We start from the raw sequence: 22094 nt of genomic DNA, 5'->3' as shown, positions 1-22094 counted from the left end.
TTATCTGTATTCTTTTGGAAGAATGAGGTTGAGGTGTTCTTTAAACTGCTTCAGCTGTTTGTAGTGCAGTGTATCTGCATAAGAATTGACATAAATATGAGACTTTTTGGGAGTCCTGATCTGAAAAGTTTCGTCAATACCGTCCACAGACTGTTTGCTGGGAGAACTTTCTATCTCATCAAGGTCTTTCGTATTGATCGAAGAGATCAGATGTTTCCAGGTTTCTGCACTCATGACAGAATCCCATTCTTTATGAGTCCGGAGGGCTGTAGTTCCCTGTTCTGCCCGAATTGATTCTTTGGTAACTTTAATGATCTTGTAATCTCCCTGATCCCCACCAATATTGGACAGGCCGATAAATGTTATTTCATTAGGATTCTGAGAATCGGTAGGAGATTGTTCCTTGCTCTTGTCACAGGAAAAAAATGCCGGCAGCAAAAAACTTGAAAACAGAAGTTTCAGATGGATATTTTTTATTGCCGGCATTATAGATTATATTTTAAAGACTAAATTCTTCTCTGTATTTCTTTAAGGCCTGCTTAAGGATTTCAGCACTTTTCTTTAGATCTTCCTCTTTCAAGACGTAAGCTATTCTTACCTGTTTTTTTCCCAATTCAGGATCGCTGTAGAAACCTCCCGCAGGCGCTACCATGATCGTTTCCTTATTAAGGGAATATTTTTCTAAAAGCCATTGTGCAAATTTCTCAGTATCATCTACCGGAAGCTCTGCTACACAGTAAAATGCTCCTCTCGGTTTAGGACAAATTACTCCAGGAATAGCATTCAGGAGGTCTACCAGGATATTTCTTCTGTGGGTATATTCTTCTCTTACCGCCCTGATATAGGCTCCATCGTTCTGGTGAGCTGCTGTTGCTGCAATCTGTCCCAAAAGTACCGGGCTTAATCTTGCCTGTGCAAAAAGCATTGCTGCATCACGGATCTTTTTAGAACGGGTAAGCATACATCCGATTCTTACGCCACACATAGAATAACGTTTAGATTCCGAATCAATGATAATGCAGTTTTCACTAAGTTCCGGGAAATCAAGCATAGATATTTGCTGTTTTCCGTCATATACATATTCTCTGTATACCTCGTCTGAGATAATAACGATGTCATATTTCAACGCAATTTCTGCCAGTTGGCGAAGCTCCTCACGGGTATAAAGATATCCTGTAGGGTTTCCCGGATTGCAGATAACGATGGCTCTTGTTTTATCTGTGATTTTTTTCTCAAATTCTTCGATCGGAGGAAGGGCAAAACCGGTATCAATAGTAGAAGGCACAGCCACTACATTCACATTGAATGTACTTGTGAAACCATTATAATTAGCATAGTAAGGCTCAGGAATGATAACCTCATCACCATCGTCACATAAAGTAGATATGGCAAAGTTCAACGCTTCAGAACCTCCATTGGTAACAATGAAATTATCTGGGGTAAGATCTGCAAAACCTAAACTGTGATAATACTCCGTAAGAGCTTTTCTGTATTCTATATTACCTTCAGAAAGTGCATATTCTAAGACTTTAAGATCAATATTCTTTAAAGCATTTAGAGCTGTTTCCGGTGTTTCAATATCAGGCTGTCCGATATTAAGGTGATATACTTTTATTCCCTGCTGTTTAGCTTTTAAAGCGTAAGGAACCAGTTTTCTTACCGGCGATGGCGGCATATGCTGTGCTCTGTTTGAAATATTTGGCATTGTTCAAAAAATTTGTATGGCAAAAATAAGATTTAATTTCTCAATAATAAAATAACCCGCTATTCATTTTGATTAGTTTTTAATTGTTCTGAAAATCAATGAATTGAATTTGATTATTGTCTGCTCTTTGGTCTATAATTCTATTCCTGTCTGTTTATTATTGATACTGGCTGTCAGTTTGTTGAAAAAATAAGTTCACTGAGATTGATTGGATGTCAAAAAAGAGCGGAATTGTTAAAATAGTACATTAAAATGTGAATAAAGTATTGGTTGGAAAATAATTAAATGTTTTTATTTGGTATTTTATATTAATATTTTAAACTTATTAACAAATGTCTGGTTATTTAATAAAAATATTGATTTTGTATTGATGTTTTTGTTGATTTCAGGCGCTAATTAAAAATAATTATGAAAATACATTTACCAATTAAACTTTTACCGGCAGTAGCTCTTTTTGCAATATCTACCGTGAACGCCCAAAATTTTCAGACCATGCCTGTCTCCTCAGGATACACGGCAGACGTTATTGCTAATGATGTAGGTCCGGCTACAGGAAGTACTACAGAAGATGTTGATGGAGTATCGTTTGCCTTTGTGGCAAGAGATTTTAAGCTTACCTCAAGCAGCACGCCAATTACCTATGGACTTCCCGTCAATGGATTGATTAATTCTGTGGCAGCTTCTACACCGGGATTAAGTTTTCAACTGGGAGACCTTTATGGGAACAATTCCTTGAAAATTTCCAGTAGCGCAACGGGAAGCAACAGTGGAACACTGGCATTTGTCACGCCTGTTCCAGCCTTTAAAGTGTATATGCTCTCTACCGGTGGAAGTGGAACCTGCACAGTTAATGTGACTGTTAATTTTACGGATAATACTTCCCAGATATTTTCAGGAATAGCTATCTCTGACTGGTATGGCGGATCAAATTATGCGATCCAGGGAATTGGAAGAATCAACAGAACAAATAATGTTTTGGAACCGAATTCTTCAAATCCGAGACTTTATCAGACGGCATTAACGATTGATGCGGCCAATCAGACAAAGCCTGTTCAAAGTGTTACTGTAACGAAAGTCAGCGGTACCGGAATTGCCAATGTTTTTGCTTTTTCAGCGGATGCCTACACAGATTGTGTGGCTCCTACACTTCAGCCTGTCGGAACTCTTACTTCAAACTCAGCCCAGGTGTTATGGACAATACCTGGCAGTGTTCAGGCTGTAAGTTATGATATTTATTACAGTACCACCAATACGGCTCCTACAAGTGCTACAGCACCTAGTCATCCGGGAGTTACAGGAAATACATTTACTATTCCGTCTTTATCACCAAGTACAGTGTATTATTATTGGGTAAGAAGCAATTGCAGTACGGCAACGGCTCAAAGCAGCTGGTCACTTGGCGGAACATTTACTACTTTATGCGGTGCTGTGATGCCGTCATATACCAACGATTTCAGCAGCTTCCCGGGAACATGCTGGGCAGCCGGTCTTTCCGGAGGAAGTCCTGATACTGGACCTACAGGAACAACAGCTTATTGGGGATCTGGCGGATTCTTAGGAACAGGGTCTGGAGGATCAGCAACCATCAATTTATATAGTACAGGAAGAGCAGGCTGGCTGAAGACCGTACCTTTTAATCTTTCAGCTGGCTCATATAAGGTTAAATTTGACTATGGTGTAGCTGCTTATCTTAGTACGAGTTCTTCACCAATGGGATCCGATGATGTGGTGCAGTTTTTAGCTTCAAACGACGGAGGAACTACATGGACGACCCTGGAAACATGGAACGCAGCTAACGCACCAACCAATACCTCTACCCAGTATGTTTATACGTTAACAGGATATAGCAGTGCCAATACTGTATTTGCTTTTTATGCAACGGACGGAACAGTGAATGATGCTCCGGACTACAATTTTTATGTTGACAATTTTACTGTAGAAAGTGCCCAGCTGAGTACTTCAGAAGTAAAAGGGGAGGTAAAGAAAGCGTCAGTTCATCCTAATCCATTCAGAGATATCCTGTATATTTCGGATAGCAGAGAAGTAAAATCTGTAGCAGTAGGTGATGCTTCAGGCCGAACACTGAAAACCTTTACCGGTCCTGTAAAAGAGCTTGATCTGAGCACACTGAACACAGGGTTGTATTTTGTAACGATCTATTTTAAAGACGGATCACAGTCTACTGTGAAAACGATCAAAAAATAATTTTTTTAATGTCAATAAAATTCAGCGGCAGTACATTGATGTACTGCTGCTTTTTTATGAATTAAATTTGATGCAGAATATCCATAAATTTTGTTATTTTGGAAGTATCTTAAAACTTAACTGAAAATGCAAATTCTGGCGGATTCTGTAACCGATTATATTTCAAAAATTCCTGAAGAAAGACAGGAAGTTTTCAAAAAAATATTTGATACCGTAAACGAAAATCTACCCCAAGGTTTCAAAGAAAATGTCAGCTATGGAATGGTAGGCTGGGCAGTTCCTCTAGAAACTTATCCAGCAGGGTATCACTGTGCGCCGGGTTCTCCGCTGCCTTTTATGGGGCTGGCTTCTCAGAAGAACTTTATTGCATTCTATCATATGGGAATGTATGCAGATCCTGAATTACTGAACTGGTTTGTTGCCGAATATCCTAAATATTCAAAAAGAAAACTGGATATGGGAAAATCCTGTGTACGATTCAAAAAAATGGATGACATTCCTTTTGAGCTCATTGCTGAGGTTAGTAAAAAAATGACCGTAGAAGACTGGATTAATATTTATGAAGCTCAGTTTAAAAAGAAAAAATAATTTGATCAGCATAGAATCAAATTCTCATTATTCCTTCACATCCACCTTATGATTAAATTTAAAAAAAAGCCTCTTCAAAAAACTGGAAAAGCAATACTCTATACTTTTTTCCTTGTTATAATTCTGCTGCTGCAATATTGTACTTCACGTTCTAAAGGAGTGCGGCTAAAGAATGGAGATCTTCTTTTCGTGACGGCAAAAGAAACCGGACTTTCCGGAGCGATCAATAATGTAACTCAGAAAAAGAAAGAAGCCTCATTTGATCATATTGGAATTGTGGAAGAACAGGATAAGCAATGGTATGTTCTTCATGCTGCACCCAAAGGAGGTTCCCAAAAACAGAATCTCGCATCTTTTATTAAAGATCAGTCTGATGAAGGACAGAAAGTGGTTGTTTACCGCTTAAAACCTAAATTTCAGAAAGCGATTCCTGAAGCTCTGAAAAAAGCTGAATCAATGGTTGGGAAGCCTTATAATTTCAATTATATTTTAGAAGAAAATTCATACTACTGTTCAGATTATATTGAAAGAGCATTCAGGGAATACAATATTTTCAAGCTGGAACCTATGACATTCGTAGATCCCAAAACAGGTAAAATCAATGAATTCTGGACAGAATTTTACAAAAAGAAAAACCTGGAAGTTCCGGAAGGAAAACCCGGATGTAATCCCAACGGACTGGCTGCCTCCGAAAAATTAGAAAAACTAGGAGAGTTGTAGATGAAAATATGCCCCTGAAATAAAGCTGTTTCGGGGGTATTTTTTTTAGGGTTAAAATTATTTAAAGAAATCTGCATTATCTGCTAGAGGTGAAAAAATAAAAAGTTTGTCAGCATTAATTTTGCCATTACCATTTTAGCAAAAGAAATTATGTTAAAATTTGAAAATAATAGTCTACTAATTTGGTGGACTAATATTTTTTTATACTTTTGTCAAAGATTTAACGCAAGAAAGCAACCATGATCTAGAAAATGTTTAACCAAAAAATTGTTTAGTGATGATTACACCTAATCCAACTTTGCAGGTCATCCCCAATAATAAGATGAGCCTGCCTAAAAAAGAACTGATACTGGAAATAGAATTAAATGGCAAAATGAAATTTGAGCATATAATGAATGCTATTTACAATCAGTTTGGGATCTGCCACAAGGTGTTGTCTGCTAATGTGGAATATGTGAACGGGAACAGTTTTGGTTCAATACAGTTATACATTAATGTCAGTTCAGAAGACTATCAGAACCTGGAGTTTTATCTGAATAAAAATAAACTTTTAAGTACCATGGTGGAATACAACTGCCGGAAGTATTTTTAGGGGAGATTCATATAGTTTTAATTACAGAAAGTATCCGGTTTTCATCGGGTACTTTTTTTATTGTATTAAATTGGTTTAGCATTTTTAAGTTCATTCTTAATGGAAGTTAGAAATCTTAAACTTCCCTTTGTAGTATGCAATTACAGCAGATTTCTGATTTCCTTAATAAAAGAATAATTTTAGCAAAAAAACAGTACTTTTAATGAACAAAATTTAAAAATTATGACCATAGTTATTATTGTTTTAATCGCAGCATGTCTCCTTTACGGAGTTTCTATCTACAACCGCCTGGTAAAACTGAGAAATCTTGTTCAGGAAGCGTGGAGCAGTATTGATGTGATGCTTAAAAAAAGGCATGACCTTATTCCTAATCTTGTAGAAACAGTAAAAGGATATGCCACTCACGAACGTGACACCCTTGACAGTGTGATCAGAGCCAGAACTCAGGCTGTAGATGCAGATTCGGTTCAGGCTAAAGAAGCTGCAGAGAAAAATCTGAATCAGGCAATGATGAATTTATTTGCTGTGGCAGAACAATATCCCGATCTGAAAGCCAATACCAACTTTCAACAGTTGCAGAGCGAGCTTACTTCTATAGAAAATGATGTTGAAAAATCAAGAAGATATTATAACGGGACTGTTCGCGAGAACAATACTCTGGTAGAGTCTTTCCCAAGCAATATTGTGGCGAATATGTACAAATTTGAGAAATCGCCGTTCTTTGAACTGGATAATATCGCCGAAAGGGAAGTTCCAACCGTAAAATTCTAACAGATGAAAAAGTGGTTGCAGCTTTTCCTTCTTCAGTTTTTTTTCATGGCCTTTGCTCAAAATGAAGGCGAGCGGGCAGATCAGCTTTCTATTATCGGATCAGAAAAGATTATTTCCTTTCATTCCGATATTGAGGTGGATAAAAATTCGGGAATTACCGTTACAGAAAACATAAAAGTATACAGCCTTGGAAATAATATTAAACGGGGGATCTTCAGAGCGCTCCCTTTATCCAGGAACCTTAATAATAAAACGCAGAAAGTAAAGTATGATATTATTTCTGTTAAAAAGAACGGATCAGATGAAGACTATCATGAAAAAAAGGAAGACGGCTATTTAAAAATCTACGCCGGGAATAAAGACGTTATTCTGGATCCCGGAACCTATGATTATGAAATAAAATACAAGGCAGAAAACCAGATTGGTTTTTTCCCAAAGCATGATGAATTCTACTGGAACGTGAACGGAACTTACTGGGATTTTGATGTAGATTCTATTTCTACAAAAGTAACTCTTCCCGAGAATGCCGGAATCATTCAGAACTCCTGCTATACCGGAGAATATGGCAGCAATGCTCAGAATTGCACAGTGCATATACTTTCGGATCATTCTATAGAATGGAGTGCTTCAGGACTTAGGGCTAATGAAGGTCTTACCGTTGCAGTTGGTTTCAAAAAAGGAATTATGGTACCGCCGCCGCCTCCAACTACGCTTGAAAAATACGGAATTCTAGTAGGTGGATGCATCCTGTTTTTAGGTTTGATCATGTATCTTTATTCAACGTGGAGAAAATACGGGATAGATCCTGAAACCCCTACCGTTTACCCGCAGTTCAATGTTCCTGAAAACCTTTCGCCGGCTTCCCTGGGATATATTAATTCTGAAAGTTTTAAAAATAAATATCTTACGGCAGCTGTTGTCAGCCTTGCCGTAAAAGGGTATATCAAGATTGTTGAAGGGGAAGATTCCGGGTTGCTTGGATTTTTCAATACCAAGACTTTTACGTTAGAAAAATTAAAAGAAGCAGATGAATCTTTACCGAAAGAAGAGATCAATCTGATCAACAGTCTTTTTTCAGGCCATGAAAATACTGTAAAGTTCGATGGAAAGTATGACTCAAAAATTGAAACGGCAGTTCGTAATTTCAAGGAAACGCTGAGGTTTCAGCATGAAGAATTTTTAAATGAAGGAAATAATACAAAGAAGTTATTATTCCCATGGCTTGTGATCAGTTTACTGTACGGCTTTGGCCTATTTATAAGCTACACTATACTGCCTGAATTTGAAAGAGTATTTGCCGGAGTACTTTTATATATCATTCTTTTCATTGCATTTGTCTTAATCGCATTTTTAACGAAAAAACTATCCTGGAAACTTCTGTTCCTGGTTCCTATTCCACTCAGTATTGTTTTGGGAATAGGCGGAGTCATTTCTCAGGAAGGGACAAATGCTCAAACTGTAAACTTCAGTGCTTGCTATATTTTCCTTGCGCTGGCATTTTCGGCAATGGTGCTTTATCAGTATTTAATTAAGCAGCCATCCAAAGAAAAGCTGAGAAAAAAATCACTGATAGAGGGTTTCAAAATGTATATGGGAGCTGCAGAAAACGAGCAGCTGAAATTCCATAACCCTCCTCAGATGACTCCACAGGTCTTCGAAACACTTCTTCCGTTTGCTATGGTAATGGATGTGGATCAGATCTGGGGACAGAAATTTGATGATTTGCTGAAAAGAACATCAACGGAATATCATAATACGTGGTACTATGGAGGAGTGATGAATCACTATGCCTTTGCCAATACCCTGAATTCAAGTCTTACTCAGTCCATACAATCTGCATCTACACAGCCGTCCAGCTCAAGCAGCGGTTCCGGAGGTGGTGGATTCTCCGGAGGAGGCGGTGGCGGTGGCGGAGGCGGTGGGTGGTAAGCCATAGACCTCTAAAAAATAAAAGCGTTCAAAAATTATTTTGAACGCTTTTTTATTGGAATATAATGTATTTCTAAATTCTTTCAATGTCAGCTCCAATCGCTTTCAGTCTTCCGTCAATATTCTCATAACCCCTGTCGATCTGTTCAATATTGTGAATGATGGATTTTCCTTCCGCAGAAAGGGCTGCAATAAGAAGTGCATTTCCAGCTCTGATATCCGGAGAAACCATAGTTGTTCCTCTCAAAGGAGCTTCCTGATTCAAGCCGATTACCGTAGCTCTGTGCGGATCACATAAAATAATCTGGGCACCCATATCAATCAGTTTATCTACAAAGAATAATCTGGATTCAAACATTTTCTGATGAACCAAGAGACTTCCTTTAGCCTGAGTAGCTACCACTAAAATGATAGACAATAGATCCGGTGTGAATCCCGGCCATGGAGCATCTGAAATCGTAAGGATAGATCCGTCAATAAATTTCTGGATCTTATAATTTTCCTGAGCAGGAATGAAGATATCATCATTACTCTGTTCAAGCTGAATTCCTAATTTTCTGAATGTATTTGGGATAACGCCAAGCTGGCTCCAGTTTACATTTTTAATGGTGATTTCAGATTTTGTCATGGCAGCAAGACCTATCCATGATCCTATTTCTACCATATCCGGAAGCATCGTGTGTTCCGTACCGTGAAGATATTCTACTCCTTCAATCGTAACCAGATTAGAACCGATTCCTGAAATATTGGCACCCATTCTGTTCAGCATTTTACACAATTGCTGAAGATAAGGCTCGCAGGCGGCATTATAAATTCTTGTTTTTCCTTTGGCAAGAGTGGCAGCCATTACAATATTTGCAGTTCCGGTTACAGAAGCTTCTTCCAACAGGATGAATTTTCCTCTCAGTTCTTTGGCTTTTAATGAATAGAAATATTCATCTTCATCATAATTGAATTCGGCACCAAGTTCTACTAACCCTTGAAAATGCGTATCCAGTCTTCTTCTTCCGATCTTATCACCTCCCGGAGTTGGCATATAAGCTTCACCATAACGGGCTAGCATAGGACCCATCAGCATAATGGAACCTCTCAGTTTAGCACCGTCTTTTTTGAATTCATTTGATTTAATATAATCAAAGTTTACCTTATCAGCTTTGAAAGTGAAATCACCATGACCATTTTTAGTTACCTTCACTCCAAAATCTCCAAGGATTTCAATAAGCCTGTTGACATCATGAATGTCCGGAATATTTTTAATCCTTACCTCTTCATCAGTTAATAAAACGGCGCATAAAATTTGCAAAGCTTCATTTTTTGCCCCTTGTGGAGTTATTTCTCCATGCAGCCTTTTTCCTCCTCGTATTTGAAATGTTCCACTCATTTACTTTCTGTTTTTATGGTTGTTGTTATTATTGTGCCTTCTTTTATTGGTCTGGCTCTTATTATTGTTGCTGTTATTGCTATTGCTTCTGCTACTGTTGTTATTTCGGTTATTGTTATTGCTGGTATAGTAGATTTTACTTTTTTCCAGAGATTCTATTCCTGTGAGATCCAGCCTATTTTCAGACAACTCTTTCAGATGGCGAAATATAACATCATCCGTTACATGCTCCTTATTATATACATTATAAGACTTCTTCATGTTGTTGGCGATCACCTCGATCAAAGCTTCCTTTTCGTCACCAGGTTCCAGTTCTATTGCTTTTTCTATCAGCTGAAGAATACTTTTTCCATAGAATTTAAAATCTCCCTGAAGTTTAGGGTATTCCATTCTTTTAGGTTTTTCTGCCAGCTCTTCTCTGGTAGGGAAAGGATATGGTGAGTCTACATCAAGATCATATTCTGCTAAAATAAAAAGATGATCCCATAGTTTATGTTTATAATTTTCTTCGTCGCGGAGCTGAGGGTTTCTTTGACCCATAAAATCAATAATGGCCATGGCCATTTCACTCTTTTCCTCTTTGGTAGGGAGTTCTTTGCAGCGTTCAACCAACTGCTGTATGATTCTGCCGTATTCCGGCATATGAAGCTGGGTTTTTTGGGTATTGTATTCCATAATATGCAAATATATGGATTAAAAGAAAATTGTTTTGAAAATATTAAAAGTTTATGATTTTTTAATGAAAATTTTATATACCCTTTCTCTGTAATTTAATAATTGAAATTAAAATGTTCCATGTTTTACAGTATTTATTTCAATAAAATTGTAATTTAGTTAATAGATTAACAATTAAAATACAAGTATGAAAAAAACACATTTCTTAGTTTCTACGCTGGTTTTGATATTTTTTAATTCCTGTCAGAGCAATGATGAAAATGATAATGAGAATATCCAGCAGCAGGAATCTCACAACAAAACCGTAAATGTCACCAATCATGACGGCCGCCCCTTCAGTACAGGAAGTACCTCTGTATCTGGGAAATTTGTTTCCGGTCCTGGAGGAGGAGTGCTTATGCAGGGTTTCTATTGGGATGTTCCGGAAGGCGGTAATTGGTGGAATACCGTAAAAGATAAATTAACGGCATGGTCAGATTCCGGGATTGGAGCGGTATGGCTTCCCCCTGCTTCAAAAGCTCAGAACGGAGCCTATTCCATGGGGTATGATCCTACAGATTATTATGATTTCGGAAATTTTAACCAGAATGGAAGTGTGGAAACCCGCTTTGGGTCAAGAACTGAGCTTGAGGCTTTAATTACAAAAGCTCATGCTGAAAATATGCAGGTCTATGCAGATATTGTCATCAATCATAACAGTGGAGGACAATCTCATGCAAATCCTTTTACCGGAACAAATACCTGGACAGATTTCTCAGGGGTCGCTTCCGGGAAATTTCAGAGAAGCTACAATGACTTCTATAAAAACTCTTACGGAAATAATGATGAAGGTGCTTTTGGCGGTTTCCCGGATCTTTGTCATGCTAATCCCTATGTTCAGGACTGGCTTTGGGGAAGGGATGATTCTGTTGGAAAATACTATAAAAATGTCATGAAGTTTGACGGATGGAGATTTGATTATGTAAAAGGTTTTGGACCTTGGGTGGTCAATACCTGGAATGCTAATGTAGGTGGATTTTCAGTAGGTGAATTATGGGATTCAAATGTCAATACCTTGGAATATTGGGCGAATAATGCCAACAGTTCCGTATTTGATTTTGCGGCTTATTATAAAATGGATGAAGCTTTTGACAACGGAAATTTAAATGTTCTGAATGACGATATGATGTGGAAAAGAAATCCTTACAAAGCCGTGACTTTCGTAGCCAATCATGATACCGATATTATCAACAACAAAATGCCGGCTTATGCCTATATCCTGACTCATGAGGGCTATCCAACTATTTTCTACCGTGACTATGAAGAATGGTTAAACAAAGAAAGGTTGAACAACCTGATTTGGATCCATAATAATAAAGCTACCGGAACAACTTCAATCCTGTATACAGACAATGATGAATATATTGCTAGAAGAAACGGCTACAACGGAAATCCCGGGCTGGTCGTTTATATCAATAATTCGTCAAGCTGGCAGGAAAGATGGGTGGAAACGAATTGGAGCAGTCAGCAAATTAAAGATTTTACGGGTAATTCAAGCTGGTATCCAACGACCCAGGGAGATAAATGGGTAAAGATCCAGGCACCACCAAACAGTTACTCAATATGGTCACTGAACCAATAAAAAGATATTAATTATTTAAGAAAGCAAAGGTGTTTCATCTTTGCTTTATGTTGAACACTATAGAAATAATATCAACAGGGGTTTCTGTCAAAAGCTAAAAGCCATAGATTCTTTTAGAATAACAAATCTTTATCTAAGCTCTTATTTCAATCAATAAAGATTCTGCCTTTATCATTAATAAAATCATTGGCTTAGCCAAATCTTAAAATCAGAATTTCCATAATATTAGATCTGTGAAAAATCTGTGCAATCCGGGGTTAAAAATTTAAATGTCAATAAATTTTTTCTTCTGCTCCTGATCCGGAAGAAAGCACTTCTGGTTGGTCATTTTCATCCTGTTTCTGGAAATAAGGTCATAAACCTGATCACTTAAGAATGTGGGAAATATTTTTCCGACAGCAGATAATTTATAAATACCACCCAGGATATGAGCAATTTGTAACACTGCCCGTGATTTTGTATAATAGTAATGGCGGGGCTTCCAGAGATACAGTGTATTGAATATTTTTGTTTCCAGACCTCTCTCATATAAAAATTTCTGCCCAAACTCAGACTGTAGGGAAGCGAACATGAATCTGTCATTTTTATCCCGTTCTAAAATCCATTGCACCCAAAAATTGCATACACCACATTCCCCGTCAAAAAAAACAATATGTTTATCTTCCCATTTCTCCTGCATGATATTTTATTTTAAAATAACATTTTCCTTTCGGTATCTTCTTTTACTTTTTTGAAGTATTTGATTAATTCTTTACGTTGGTCAGCAGTCAGTTTTGCATCCTGATGCCCTACATAATAAGATTCCAGAGGCATTTCCTCTTTTTCTACCATCTCAATACATTCTTCAAGCTTATGAGCCTGTTGTTTAGGCTCGTACATGGCAAAGGTAGAGAAATTAAGATGCTTTCGGCCTTCATCGATATGATTTTTAACAAACCATGAGGCCGGAGAAATACTGGAATACCAAGGATATTCAGTTTCATTGGAATGGCAGTCATAACAGGAGGTACTGATGATCTTTGCAACAGGTTCCGGAGTATTTTTAATCTTCAGAAAATCCATACCGGGTGTAGGGGGCGGATTAGTTTTATCGATTGGAAAAAACTGTATGATAATAAATGCTACAAGAAGGATAACCAATACTTTTTTCATATCAAATAATTGCTTTTAAATATAAAAATAATCAAAATTTATTAAATCGAAATAATCTGATTATCAATTTGTAGGATACTTATTTGAATCATTCTAAATATGCTGTTTTGATCATGCTTTTTGTATAGATGTTATTGAATTTTTACTAACTTAATTGCATTATTATGGTTTTTGGCCTCATGCAACGACTGAATTTATAAAATTTAATTAATTATAGTTTTTGACTATCATTTAAATTAAAATTAATAGATTGTATTTATTAAGTAGGCTTTGTAAGTTTGTCATGTCTTAAAAAAATAAAATTGTATTTAATCAACATAAAAAAATAAACGATAATGGAAAACGATCTGAATGACATCAGTAAATGCCCTTTTCATAGCGGAACCATGAAAAAGGAAGCCGTTGCAGGCGGAGGAACCAAAAATCTAGACTGGTGGCCTGAACAGTTGAGGGTAGATATTCTGCGTCAGCACTCGTCACTTTCTGATCCTATGGATAAGGATTTTGATTACGCTGAAGCATTTAAAAGCCTTGATCTTGAAGCCGTGAAAAGGGATCTTCATGCATTGATGACAGATTCTCAGGATTGGTGGCCCGCTGATTTTGGTCATTATGGTCCCTTGTTTATCCGTATGGCATGGCACAGTGCCGGAACCTACCGTGTAGGTGATGGGAGAGGTGGAGCAGGAGCCGGACAGCAGCGTTTTGCACCTTTGAACAGCTGGCCGGATAATGTTAGTTTAGATAAAGCCAGAAGGCTAGTGTGGCCTATCAAACAGAAATATGGTAAAAAAATCTCCTGGGCAGATCTTTTGATCCTTACCGGAAATGTTGCTTTAGAGTCTATGGGCTTTAAAACATTCGGGTTCGCAGGAGGACGTGAAGATGTATGGGAACCGGATATGGATATTTACTGGGGCTCGGAAAAAACCTGGCTGGGAGGTGATCTTCGGTATGCCCATGGATCTGAAGGAGTAGTGGAAGGGCGGGGTGTACTTCCAACCGATGATGATGCGGATGGTGACATTCATTCCAGAAATCTTGAAAAGCCTCTGGCAGCTGTACAGATGGGACTTATTTATGTAAATCCGGAAGGTCCGGACGGAAATCCTGACCCGGTTGCCGCCGCTAAAGATATCAGGGATACTTTCGGACGTATGGCGATGAATGATGAAGAAACCGTTGCTTTGATTGCCGGTGGACATACTTTTGGAAAAACGCACGGTGCCGGTCCGGCAGATCATGTGGGAAAAGAACCTGAAGCAGCCGGAATTGAACTTCAAGGGCTGGGATGGAGCAGTACTTATCAGTCAGGAAAAGGAAAGGATGCCATTTCCAGTGGTTTGGAAGTAACCTGGACGGAAACTCCTACGGAATGGAGTAATTATTTCTTTAAAAATTTATTTGAAAATGAATGGGAACTTACGAAAAGCCCTGCAGGAGCTCATCAGTGGGTAGCCAAAGACGGAGCAGAGATTATTCCTGATGCATTTGATCCCAATAAAAAACACAGGCCTACGATGCTGACGACAGACCTTTCATTAAGACTGGATCCTGTGTATGAAAAAATATCAAGACATTTTTATGAAAATCCGGATGCTTTTGCTGATGCTTTCTCCAGAGCATGGTTTAAGCTTACACACAGAGATATGGGACCTAAAGCAAGATATTTAGGACCGGATGTACCACAGGAAGAACTGATCTGGCAGGATCCAATTCCTGAAGTAGATCATGAACTGGTAAATGATACAGATATTGATGTATTAAAGCAAAAAATACTTAACTCAGGATTAAGTGTTCCTGAGTTGGTATCTACTGCCTGGGCTTCTGCTTCAACATTCAGAGGAAGTGATAAGAGAGGGGGAGCAAATGGAGCAAGAATCAGACTGGTTCCCCAGAAAGATTGGGAGGTAAACAATCCTTCACAGCTTCAGAAAGTTTTGGGTGAATTAGAAAAAATTCAGAAAGAGTTCAATGATTCTCAAAGCAATGGTAAAAAGATTTCAATAGCAGATCTTATTGTTCTGGCAGGAAATGCTGCGGTAGAAAAAGCAGCAAAAGATGCCGGAAATTATATAAATGTACCTTTTTCTCCGGGAAGAATGGACGCTTCACAGGCACAAACGGATATAGAATCTATGGGCTACCTGGAACCTGCGGCAGATGGATTCCGTAATTATCTGAAGAAAAAATTCACAGTATCTACAGAATCTTTGCTGATTGATAGGGCACAGCTACTAACGCTTACCGCTCCTGAGCTAACTGTTTTAATAGGAGGAATGCGTGCTCTGGATACAAATTCTGATGGATCCAAGCATGGTGTATTTACTAACCGTCCAGGAATACTTACGAATGATTTCTTTGTCAGTCTTCTTGATATGAATACCCAATGGAAAGCTATTTCAGAAGATAATGAATTGTATATGGGTACAGACCGTTCAACGGGTCAGCCAAAATGGACAGCAACCCGGGCGGATCTTGTCTTTGGTTCAAACTCCGAGTTGAGAGCTATTGCAGAAGTATATGCAAGTTCTGATGCCCAAGAAAAATTTGTGAAAGATTTTGTTGCAGCATGGACGAAAGTAATGAATGCTGACAGGTTTGATTTGAAATAATAATTAATTTAACATAATATTGCAGAGGTGGCTGAAAAAGCTGCCTTTTTTTATTTATTTTAACTTAAATTATTTAAAAAAATGATCGATTATTTAAATTAATCATATATTTGTTGAAAAACAAACAAATAAAACATGCTTAAAAAATTATTTCCTGCCTTCTTATTGGTAGGCTCTTTTGGCTTTGCCCAGGTTGGAGTTAATACATCAACTCCCAATGCTACTTTCGATGTAGTTGGAAATCCGGACGATACTTCAAAATTTGACGGAATGATTGCTCCCAGAATTACCGGAGATCAGTTAAATGCAAAAAATTATACTGCTTTACAAACGGGAGCATTGGTTTATGTAACTGCTGCCGGAGCTTTAACAGGGCAAACAGCTGATGTAAATTCTGAGGGGTATTATTATTTTAACGGGGATCTGAATAAATGGGTAAAACTTAATTCAGGAATTATTACATCACCATGGAATATTCAAAATACAGCAAACCCTTCCACTGCTAATACTCAAAATATTTACCAGAATGGTAAAGTAGGGATTGGATTTACGGCTGCTGATGCCGTATCTGGCAGACAGTTTGAAGTGAAAGGTGATATGAAAGCTCAATATGGAACCGGAAGCAATTACTTTGGTGTAGATACTAACCTTTTAGGAGCAGGCAGTGGTATCTATTATTCAGATAATAGTGATCTGTCAGCTGCTACAAGTTTAGGTGTGGTTATGGCAAGACCGGGTTTAACCACCTTACAATCAAATTATGGAGATAGTGGGGGCTCCATAGCAACCTATTCACAGTCTACGGGCGGATCTTTTGGTATGGTAGCTGTTAATCAGGATCAAAGTGTAAATGCCTCTATATGGGGAATAAGTAATGGAACCGGTAATAGTTTAATTCTGAGTCACGATGGAGGAACAACGGGGGTAACCAATGTTACTCTTGAAAAAAATAAAGGGGTTACCTTTTCCTATAAAGATACATCCGGGAATCCTCAGGGGTCATATACTTTTCCGAGAACAAATGGCCAGTCCAATCAGGCTTTGGTAACGGATGGCGCCGGAACTCTCTCCTGGAAAGACACTTCATCTTTGAATGCAAAAATAAGAACCGTAGCTTCAGGAACTGTTGCCGCCGATGATTATACAGTTCTCGTAACAGGAAATATTTCTCTTCCTGCTGCAAGTACAGCCAATCAGGGGAAAATTTATAATCTGGTTAATGATACTGCTGCTACCGTTACGGTGAGCGGAACATTCCGGATCAATGGAGGGAATTTTACCAATTATGATTTAAATAACAGTAATTTTGGAAGGGCCATTTCAGTACAAAGTACCGGATCTGCATGGGTTTTGATTTCCAGGTATTAGATTTTGATGTAATCAGATATAATAAAAGTCATCCTAAAATAAAAATAGGATGGCTTTTTCGATAAGGTTAATAAATTGTTACAAAAAAACTTAAAAATAAATTGACTTGGCAACAAAAAATATTTATCCTATTTCAAAATAAAGAACCATGATTGGTTTGATATTTAAAGATTCTCAATAAAAAAATGACTGTTTTACGAGAAAACAGCCACTTTAATTTATTTTTTCAGGAATTTAAAAAGCATACCAACGTCCACAGGCATTGTGACATAATGCAAAATCATCAGGATTATTTATTGTAGACGCTTGAATACAAGCAGCTTCAGTTTTATAATAAGGTTGACCTGAACTCCAATACACTGCACATTCTGGTGTAATTCCTCCTTTTACAGATTTTAAATTCTCTCTTGAAAGTTTTTTTAGATTTTTCATGATAATTTTGGCTTAATTTTTTACTCTATCCGGTTTTCGGATATTATTTTGTTATGCTAATATAAATAAAATATGTAATAGCCCAAATAAAAAAACACTGTTTGGTGATTAATTAGTTTGAAATTATTGATAAATGTTGGTGATTTCGTAATATAGGATATGTGATATATATAGATTTTGGTGGAAATAATATTTTTGAATGAAGAGCAGTTTATATATGAAGATCTCAGCAATTAACTTATTTGACGTAAATAAAAAAACCACCCTTAAAAAAGGATGGTTTGTAGACCCACAGGGATTCGAACCCCAACTGATGGTACCAAAAACCAGAGTGCTACCGTTACACCATGGGTCTGTTTATTTTGGTGGCGCAAAACTATAAAAAAATATTTAATTGAAAAAATAATTTTCGCTGGTTAGTGTCAGAAATTATAGTGTTTAAACATAATTCGATGATTATTAGTAGTATAAGTTTGCGAAAAAATTAATCATAGGTCATTAGAAGAACTGTTCTTTTTCAGTGACTAAATAATAAAATCTTATCTTTGCAAAAAATTGGGCTCCAAAAGTTGGAGAAACCCATTAATAATTTCATTTATTAAACATTTTTATGTCAAATATTGTTGCAATCGTTGGGCGTCCCAACGTAGGAAAATCCACACTTTTTAACCGTTTACTAGAAAGAAGAGAAGCCATCGTAGATTCTACGGCTGGGGTTACCAGAGACCGTCATTACGGGAAATCTGACTGGAACGGGGTAGATTTTACCGTTATAGATACCGGCGGATATGATGTAGGAACGGATGATATTTTTGAAGAAGAGATCCGTAAACAAGTACAGCTGGCAATAGATGAAGCTACTTCTATCATTTTTATGATGAATGTGGAAGAAGGCCTTACCGATACAGATTACGAGATTTATGAACTTCTTAGAAGAGCAAACAAGCCCGTTTATATCGTTATCAATAAAGTAGATTCTGCTAAAGAAGAAATAAATGCTACTGAATTCTATCAGTTAGGTATTGAAAAATATTACACTTTATCTTCTGCTACAGGTTCCGGAACCGGAGAAGTTTTAGATGATATCGTTAAAGACTTTCCTACAACAGATTATAAAGACCCATTTGAAGGGTTGCCTAAAATTACAATTGCAGGTCGTCCAAATGTAGGAAAATCTACATTGACAAATGCCTTACTTGATGTTGAAAGAAATATCGTAACGGATGTTGCAGGTACAACAAGAGACAGTATCCAAACCCTTTATAATAAATTCGGGCACGAGTTTGTTTTGGTAGATACTGCAGGAATGAGAAGAAAATCTAAAGTAAATGAAGATTTGGAATTCTATTCTGTAATGAGATCTATCCGTTCTATTGAATTTTCAGATGTTGTGATCATCATGGTTGATGCTACGCTGGGCTGGGAATCTCAGGATATGAATATCTTCGGTCTTGCGCAAAAAAATAGAAAAGGAATTGTCATTGTTGTAAATAAATGGGATCTTATTGAAGATAAGAAAACCAACACCGTAAGAGATTTTGAGAATTCAATTAAAGAAAAGATTGGTCAGTTCAGTGATATTCCAATTCTTTTTGTTTCAGCATTAACGAAGCAAAGAATTCTGAAGGCAGTAGAAATGGCAATGGTTGTGTATGAAGACCGTAAGAAAAAGATCAAAACTTCAAAATTAAATGAAGTGATGCTTCCTATTTTTGAGCAGACTCCACCACCAGCCAACAAAGGAAAGTATATTAAAATCAAATACTGTGTACAGCTTCCGACACCTTCACCACAGTTTGTATTTTTCTGTAACCTGCCTCAGTACGTAAAAGAACCTTACAAAAGATTTACTGAAAACCAATTGAGGAAACAATTCGGATTTACCGGAGTTCCTATTGAAGTGTATTTCAGACAGAAATAAAAAATAATCCCTTTTAGATTTTTCTAAGAGGGATTTTGTTCATATGAAATTTAATCGTTTAAATAAAAGTTTTTTCAGAATAATGAATACAGTTGTATTGTCAGAACAAGTTTCTTTAATAAACTCCTGGATCAATGAGCTTAGGAATATAGACATCCAGCATGACAGAATGAGATTCCGTAGAAATATGGAACGTATTGGAGAGATTGCTGCTTTTGAGATCAGTAAAGGATTAGAATATAAAGAAGTAGAGATCCAGACTCCGTTAGATAAGATAAAAGTTCAGGAAATAGCAGTTCAGCCCGTGATAACCACTATTTTGAGAGCAGGAGTACCTTTGTTTGAAGGAATTTTAAGTTACCTTGACAGAGCCGACTGCGGTTTCGTAGCAGCTTACAGAAAGCATGATGCCAATGATTATTTCTCCATCAAACAGGATTATCTTACCTGTCCGAATATTGAAGGCAGACCATTAATTGTAGCTGATCCGATGCTGGCAACAGGTGCATCGTTAATCGAAGCTATCAAAGATCTTCTGACCAACGGAACGCCAACTCAGCTGCATATTGTTGCGGCAATTGCTTCCAGACAAGGCGTGGAAACTATTGAAAAAGCGTATCCGGATGCAAAAATATGGGTAGGAGCCATCGATGAGGGACTGACCTCAAAAGGATACATCACACCAGGACTTGGTGATGCCGGAGATCTTAGCTATGGTGAAAAACTTCAACGATAAATACTAAGGAAGATTCCAGAAATCTTTCATCAGATCAAATAATAAATTTGGCCGTACTTTTTCCAAAGGATGTTTTGTATCCGGAAGTATGGCCAATTTTGCATTCGGAATACTGCGGTATGCATTGATGCTTTCTTCAATACTCACCATATTGTCTTTATCTCCCGTCATAATCTGTACCGGAAGATTGACTGCCCAAAGATTGCTTTCATTCAACACTGGATTTTTGCCTAAAGAAACCATCATATTAGCAATAGCCGGAAGAAGCTGTTTCCATTTCTTGCCATGTTGCTTTTCCAATTGTTCAGCATATTTGGGTACTTTCAAAAGAATAGATTCAGGATCCAGCATTTTGCTTTCCTTTAAGGCTTGTTCCTCAGTCCAGTCGAATTTCGTTCCCAGTGTCATGACAGAATAAATGTTTTCAGGATTCTGCAAAGCACAGCATAGTGCCACATAACCACCCATGCTGTGACCGAAAATATAAACATCTTTTAAATCTTCCTTATGGATGTAATCTCTTAATTCATTAGTGTATTTTTCAATGCTGATGCCACTTTCCGGCACCTCGGTATTTCCATGTCCTGAAAATAAAAGCGTATGAATACTAAAGTGTTTTGAAAGCTCCTTTTCATAAGGCTTAAAAATATCACTGTGTCCCAATGCACCGTGCAGCAACAGCAGATTTTTCATGATCAATAGTTTACAGGAAAATTAGTAAAAAGAATCGGAAAAGGAAAGGGGAGTTTGAGGGTTTTAGAGTTTTTGCGTTGAATGGGTTGTTAGCTGCTGGTTGTTGGTTGATGGTTATTAGTTATTTAATATTTTATTATTTACTTGTAAAACAAAATTTATAATTGACATTATCGTTTAATCATTGCTGAACAAACTATATTTTACTCTAAAACTCTAAAACTCTAAAACTCTAAAACTCTAAAACTCTAAAACTCTAAAACTCTAAAACTCTAAAAACCCTCAAACACAAGACCTACACATCCACCGCCATCACCATCACACTCACCTTATTGTTTCCTGCATTTAAAATTTCCCAGGCAATAGATGAAACTGTATTTCCTGTTGTGAAAACATCATCAATCAATAAAATATGCTTTCCCGAAATCGGTTTTGAAAGAGAAAAAGGGTTGACTGCTTCCAGGCGGTGCTTCTTATCTTTTAAGGCCTGCGCTTTTGAGTAATGGTTTCTTTGAATTAAATCATGATCAAAAGGAATTTCATAAAACTTTGATAAGGTTTCCGTAAATAAATGGAGCTGATTATAACCTCTTTCTTTTAATTTTTTAGGATGAAGCGGAACAGAGACCAATATGTCGGGACTTTCATCCTTAAAATCCAGCCTTTCAATCGTCCAGTTGGCAAGAGTCTTACCTACATTTTCCCTATTTTTATATTTCAGTTCATGAATGAGTTTGCGGCTTAACCCATCCTGTTCGAACTTCATTAGTCCAAAAGTATTTTCAACAGGAAAGAAGAGTCTGCATTTTTCTTTGATGACATCATCACTGGAATACTCAAAATGAGTAAAATGGATCTGTTCAAAACATAAGCCACAAACCAAAAGATCCGGGTCTATGATCCGGTTGCACTCAATGCAGCGGTTCGGAAAAAATAAATCTAATATCATCGGTGTGTTTTTTTATTAAAAGTTACAAACTAGAGTTTAGA

Annotated in this window: 20 protein-coding genes and 1 tRNA gene; 11 read left to right on the top strand and 10 right to left on the bottom strand. The window is 37.3% G+C overall.

Annotated elements, in window-relative coordinates:
- Together QF044_RS14255 and QF044_RS14250 are read right to left on the bottom strand one after the other, a co-directional pair.
- Entirely contained in the window at nucleotides 1-486 is a 486-nt protein-coding gene (locus QF044_RS14255) for a hypothetical protein (protein ID WP_307268534.1), read from the bottom strand.
- A gap of 13 nt (nucleotides 487-499) precedes the next feature.
- Nucleotides 500-1705 (bottom strand): pyridoxal phosphate-dependent aminotransferase, encoded by a 1206-nt coding sequence (locus QF044_RS14250; protein ID WP_307268530.1) that lies wholly within the window; start codon nucleotides 1703-1705, stop codon nucleotides 500-502.
- A 408-nt stretch (nucleotides 1706-2113) separates the two neighbouring features.
- On the opposite strand from QF044_RS14250, the gene QF044_RS14245 reads away from it, so the two are divergent.
- The 6 genes from QF044_RS14245 to QF044_RS14220 all read left to right on the top strand — a co-directional run bounded on the left by QF044_RS14245 (nucleotide 2114) and on the right by QF044_RS14220 (nucleotide 8510).
- A complete protein-coding gene (locus QF044_RS14245) occupies nucleotides 2114-3910 on the top strand; it encodes a T9SS type A sorting domain-containing protein (RefSeq protein WP_307268527.1) in 1797 nt (598 codons plus the stop codon).
- A 126-nt stretch (nucleotides 3911-4036) separates the two neighbouring features.
- A complete protein-coding gene (locus QF044_RS14240; RefSeq protein ID WP_307268525.1) occupies nucleotides 4037-4498 on the top strand; it encodes a DUF1801 domain-containing protein in 462 nt (153 codons plus the stop codon).
- 48 nt (nucleotides 4499-4546) lie between these two features.
- Nucleotides 4547-5218: a YiiX/YebB-like N1pC/P60 family cysteine hydrolase gene (locus QF044_RS14235; protein ID WP_307268523.1), complete on the top strand. Its 672-nt coding sequence runs from the start codon at nucleotides 4547-4549 to the stop codon at nucleotides 5216-5218.
- 277 nt (nucleotides 5219-5495) lie between these two features.
- Nucleotides 5496-5810: an NIL domain-containing protein gene (locus QF044_RS14230; protein ID WP_307268521.1), complete on the top strand. Its 315-nt coding sequence runs from the start codon at nucleotides 5496-5498 to the stop codon at nucleotides 5808-5810.
- 222 nt (nucleotides 5811-6032) lie between these two features.
- A complete protein-coding gene (locus QF044_RS14225) occupies nucleotides 6033-6581 on the top strand; it encodes a LemA family protein (RefSeq protein ID WP_307268518.1) in 549 nt (182 codons plus the stop codon).
- A 3-nt stretch (nucleotides 6582-6584) separates the two neighbouring features.
- Entirely contained in the window at nucleotides 6585-8510 is a 1926-nt protein-coding gene (locus tag QF044_RS14220) for a DUF2207 domain-containing protein (RefSeq protein ID WP_307268515.1), read from the top strand.
- Nucleotides 8511-8583: 73 nt separating this feature from the next.
- On the opposite strand, the gene murA is transcribed toward QF044_RS14220, so the two are convergent.
- Nucleotides 8584-9891 (bottom strand): UDP-N-acetylglucosamine 1-carboxyvinyltransferase, encoded by a 1308-nt coding sequence (murA, locus tag QF044_RS14215; protein ID WP_307268513.1) that lies wholly within the window; start codon nucleotides 9889-9891, stop codon nucleotides 8584-8586.
- Entirely contained in the window at nucleotides 9892-10566 is a 675-nt protein-coding gene (locus tag QF044_RS14210) for a DUF4290 domain-containing protein (protein ID WP_307268511.1), read from the bottom strand.
- A 187-nt stretch (nucleotides 10567-10753) separates the two neighbouring features.
- Between QF044_RS14210 and QF044_RS14205 the strand changes: the two genes are divergently transcribed.
- A complete protein-coding gene (locus tag QF044_RS14205) occupies nucleotides 10754-12187 on the top strand; it encodes an alpha-amylase (RefSeq protein WP_307268509.1) in 1434 nt (477 codons plus the stop codon).
- Between the two features lie 265 nt (nucleotides 12188-12452).
- Here QF044_RS14205 and QF044_RS14200 read toward each other — a convergent pair whose 3' ends face one another.
- Both QF044_RS14200 and QF044_RS14195 read right to left on the bottom strand, forming a co-directional pair.
- The gene (locus QF044_RS14200; protein ID WP_307268507.1) at nucleotides 12453-12866 is read right to left on the bottom strand and encodes a thiol-disulfide oxidoreductase DCC family protein; all 414 of its coding nucleotides are present in this window, start codon (nucleotides 12864-12866) and stop codon (nucleotides 12453-12455) included.
- Between the two features lie 11 nt (nucleotides 12867-12877).
- Nucleotides 12878-13339: a heme-binding domain-containing protein gene (locus QF044_RS14195; RefSeq protein ID WP_307268505.1), complete on the bottom strand. Its 462-nt coding sequence runs from the start codon at nucleotides 13337-13339 to the stop codon at nucleotides 12878-12880.
- 335 nt (nucleotides 13340-13674) lie between these two features.
- Here QF044_RS14195 and katG point away from each other — a divergent pair, with 335 nt between their 5' ends.
- Both katG and QF044_RS14185 read left to right on the top strand, forming a co-directional pair.
- The gene (gene katG / locus QF044_RS14190) at nucleotides 13675-15954 is read left to right on the top strand and encodes a catalase/peroxidase HPI (protein ID WP_307268504.1); all 2280 of its coding nucleotides are present in this window, start codon (nucleotides 13675-13677) and stop codon (nucleotides 15952-15954) included.
- A 135-nt stretch (nucleotides 15955-16089) separates the two neighbouring features.
- Nucleotides 16090-17322 carry a hypothetical protein gene (locus QF044_RS14185; RefSeq protein WP_307268502.1) on the top strand — a complete coding sequence of 411 codons (1233 nt, stop codon included), beginning with the start codon at nucleotides 16090-16092 and terminating at the stop codon, nucleotides 17320-17322.
- A gap of 234 nt (nucleotides 17323-17556) precedes the next feature.
- Here the strand turns inward: QF044_RS14185 and QF044_RS14180 are convergent, their stop codons facing one another.
- Nucleotides 17557-17754 (bottom strand): hypothetical protein, encoded by a 198-nt coding sequence (locus QF044_RS14180; RefSeq protein ID WP_307268499.1) that lies wholly within the window; start codon nucleotides 17752-17754, stop codon nucleotides 17557-17559.
- Nucleotides 17755-18038: 284 nt separating this feature from the next.
- Nucleotides 18039-18109, bottom strand: a tRNA-Gln gene (locus QF044_RS14175).
- Between the two features lie 255 nt (nucleotides 18110-18364).
- Here QF044_RS14175 and der point away from each other — a divergent pair.
- Together der and upp are read left to right on the top strand one after the other, a co-directional pair.
- Nucleotides 18365-19675, top strand: coding sequence for a ribosome biogenesis GTPase Der (gene der, locus QF044_RS14170; protein WP_090023737.1), 1311 nt, complete (start codon nucleotides 18365-18367; stop codon nucleotides 19673-19675).
- Nucleotides 19676-19757: 82 nt separating this feature from the next.
- A complete protein-coding gene (gene upp / locus QF044_RS14165; RefSeq protein ID WP_307268493.1) occupies nucleotides 19758-20411 on the top strand; it encodes a uracil phosphoribosyltransferase in 654 nt (217 codons plus the stop codon).
- Between the two features lie 3 nt (nucleotides 20412-20414).
- On the opposite strand, the gene QF044_RS14160 is transcribed toward upp, so the two are convergent.
- Nucleotides 20415-21104 (bottom strand): alpha/beta fold hydrolase, encoded by a 690-nt coding sequence (locus QF044_RS14160; RefSeq protein ID WP_307268490.1) that lies wholly within the window; start codon nucleotides 21102-21104, stop codon nucleotides 20415-20417.
- A gap of 295 nt (nucleotides 21105-21399) precedes the next feature.
- Nucleotides 21400-22053: a ComF family protein gene (locus QF044_RS14155; protein WP_307268488.1), complete on the bottom strand. Its 654-nt coding sequence runs from the start codon at nucleotides 22051-22053 to the stop codon at nucleotides 21400-21402.
- Nucleotides 22054-22094 lie beyond the last annotated feature (41 nt).

It is taken from the genome of Chryseobacterium sp. W4I1 (assembly GCF_030816115.1).
Classification (GTDB): domain Bacteria; phylum Bacteroidota; class Bacteroidia; order Flavobacteriales; family Weeksellaceae; genus Chryseobacterium.
This window is presented reverse-complemented; position numbering and strand designations above follow the sequence as displayed.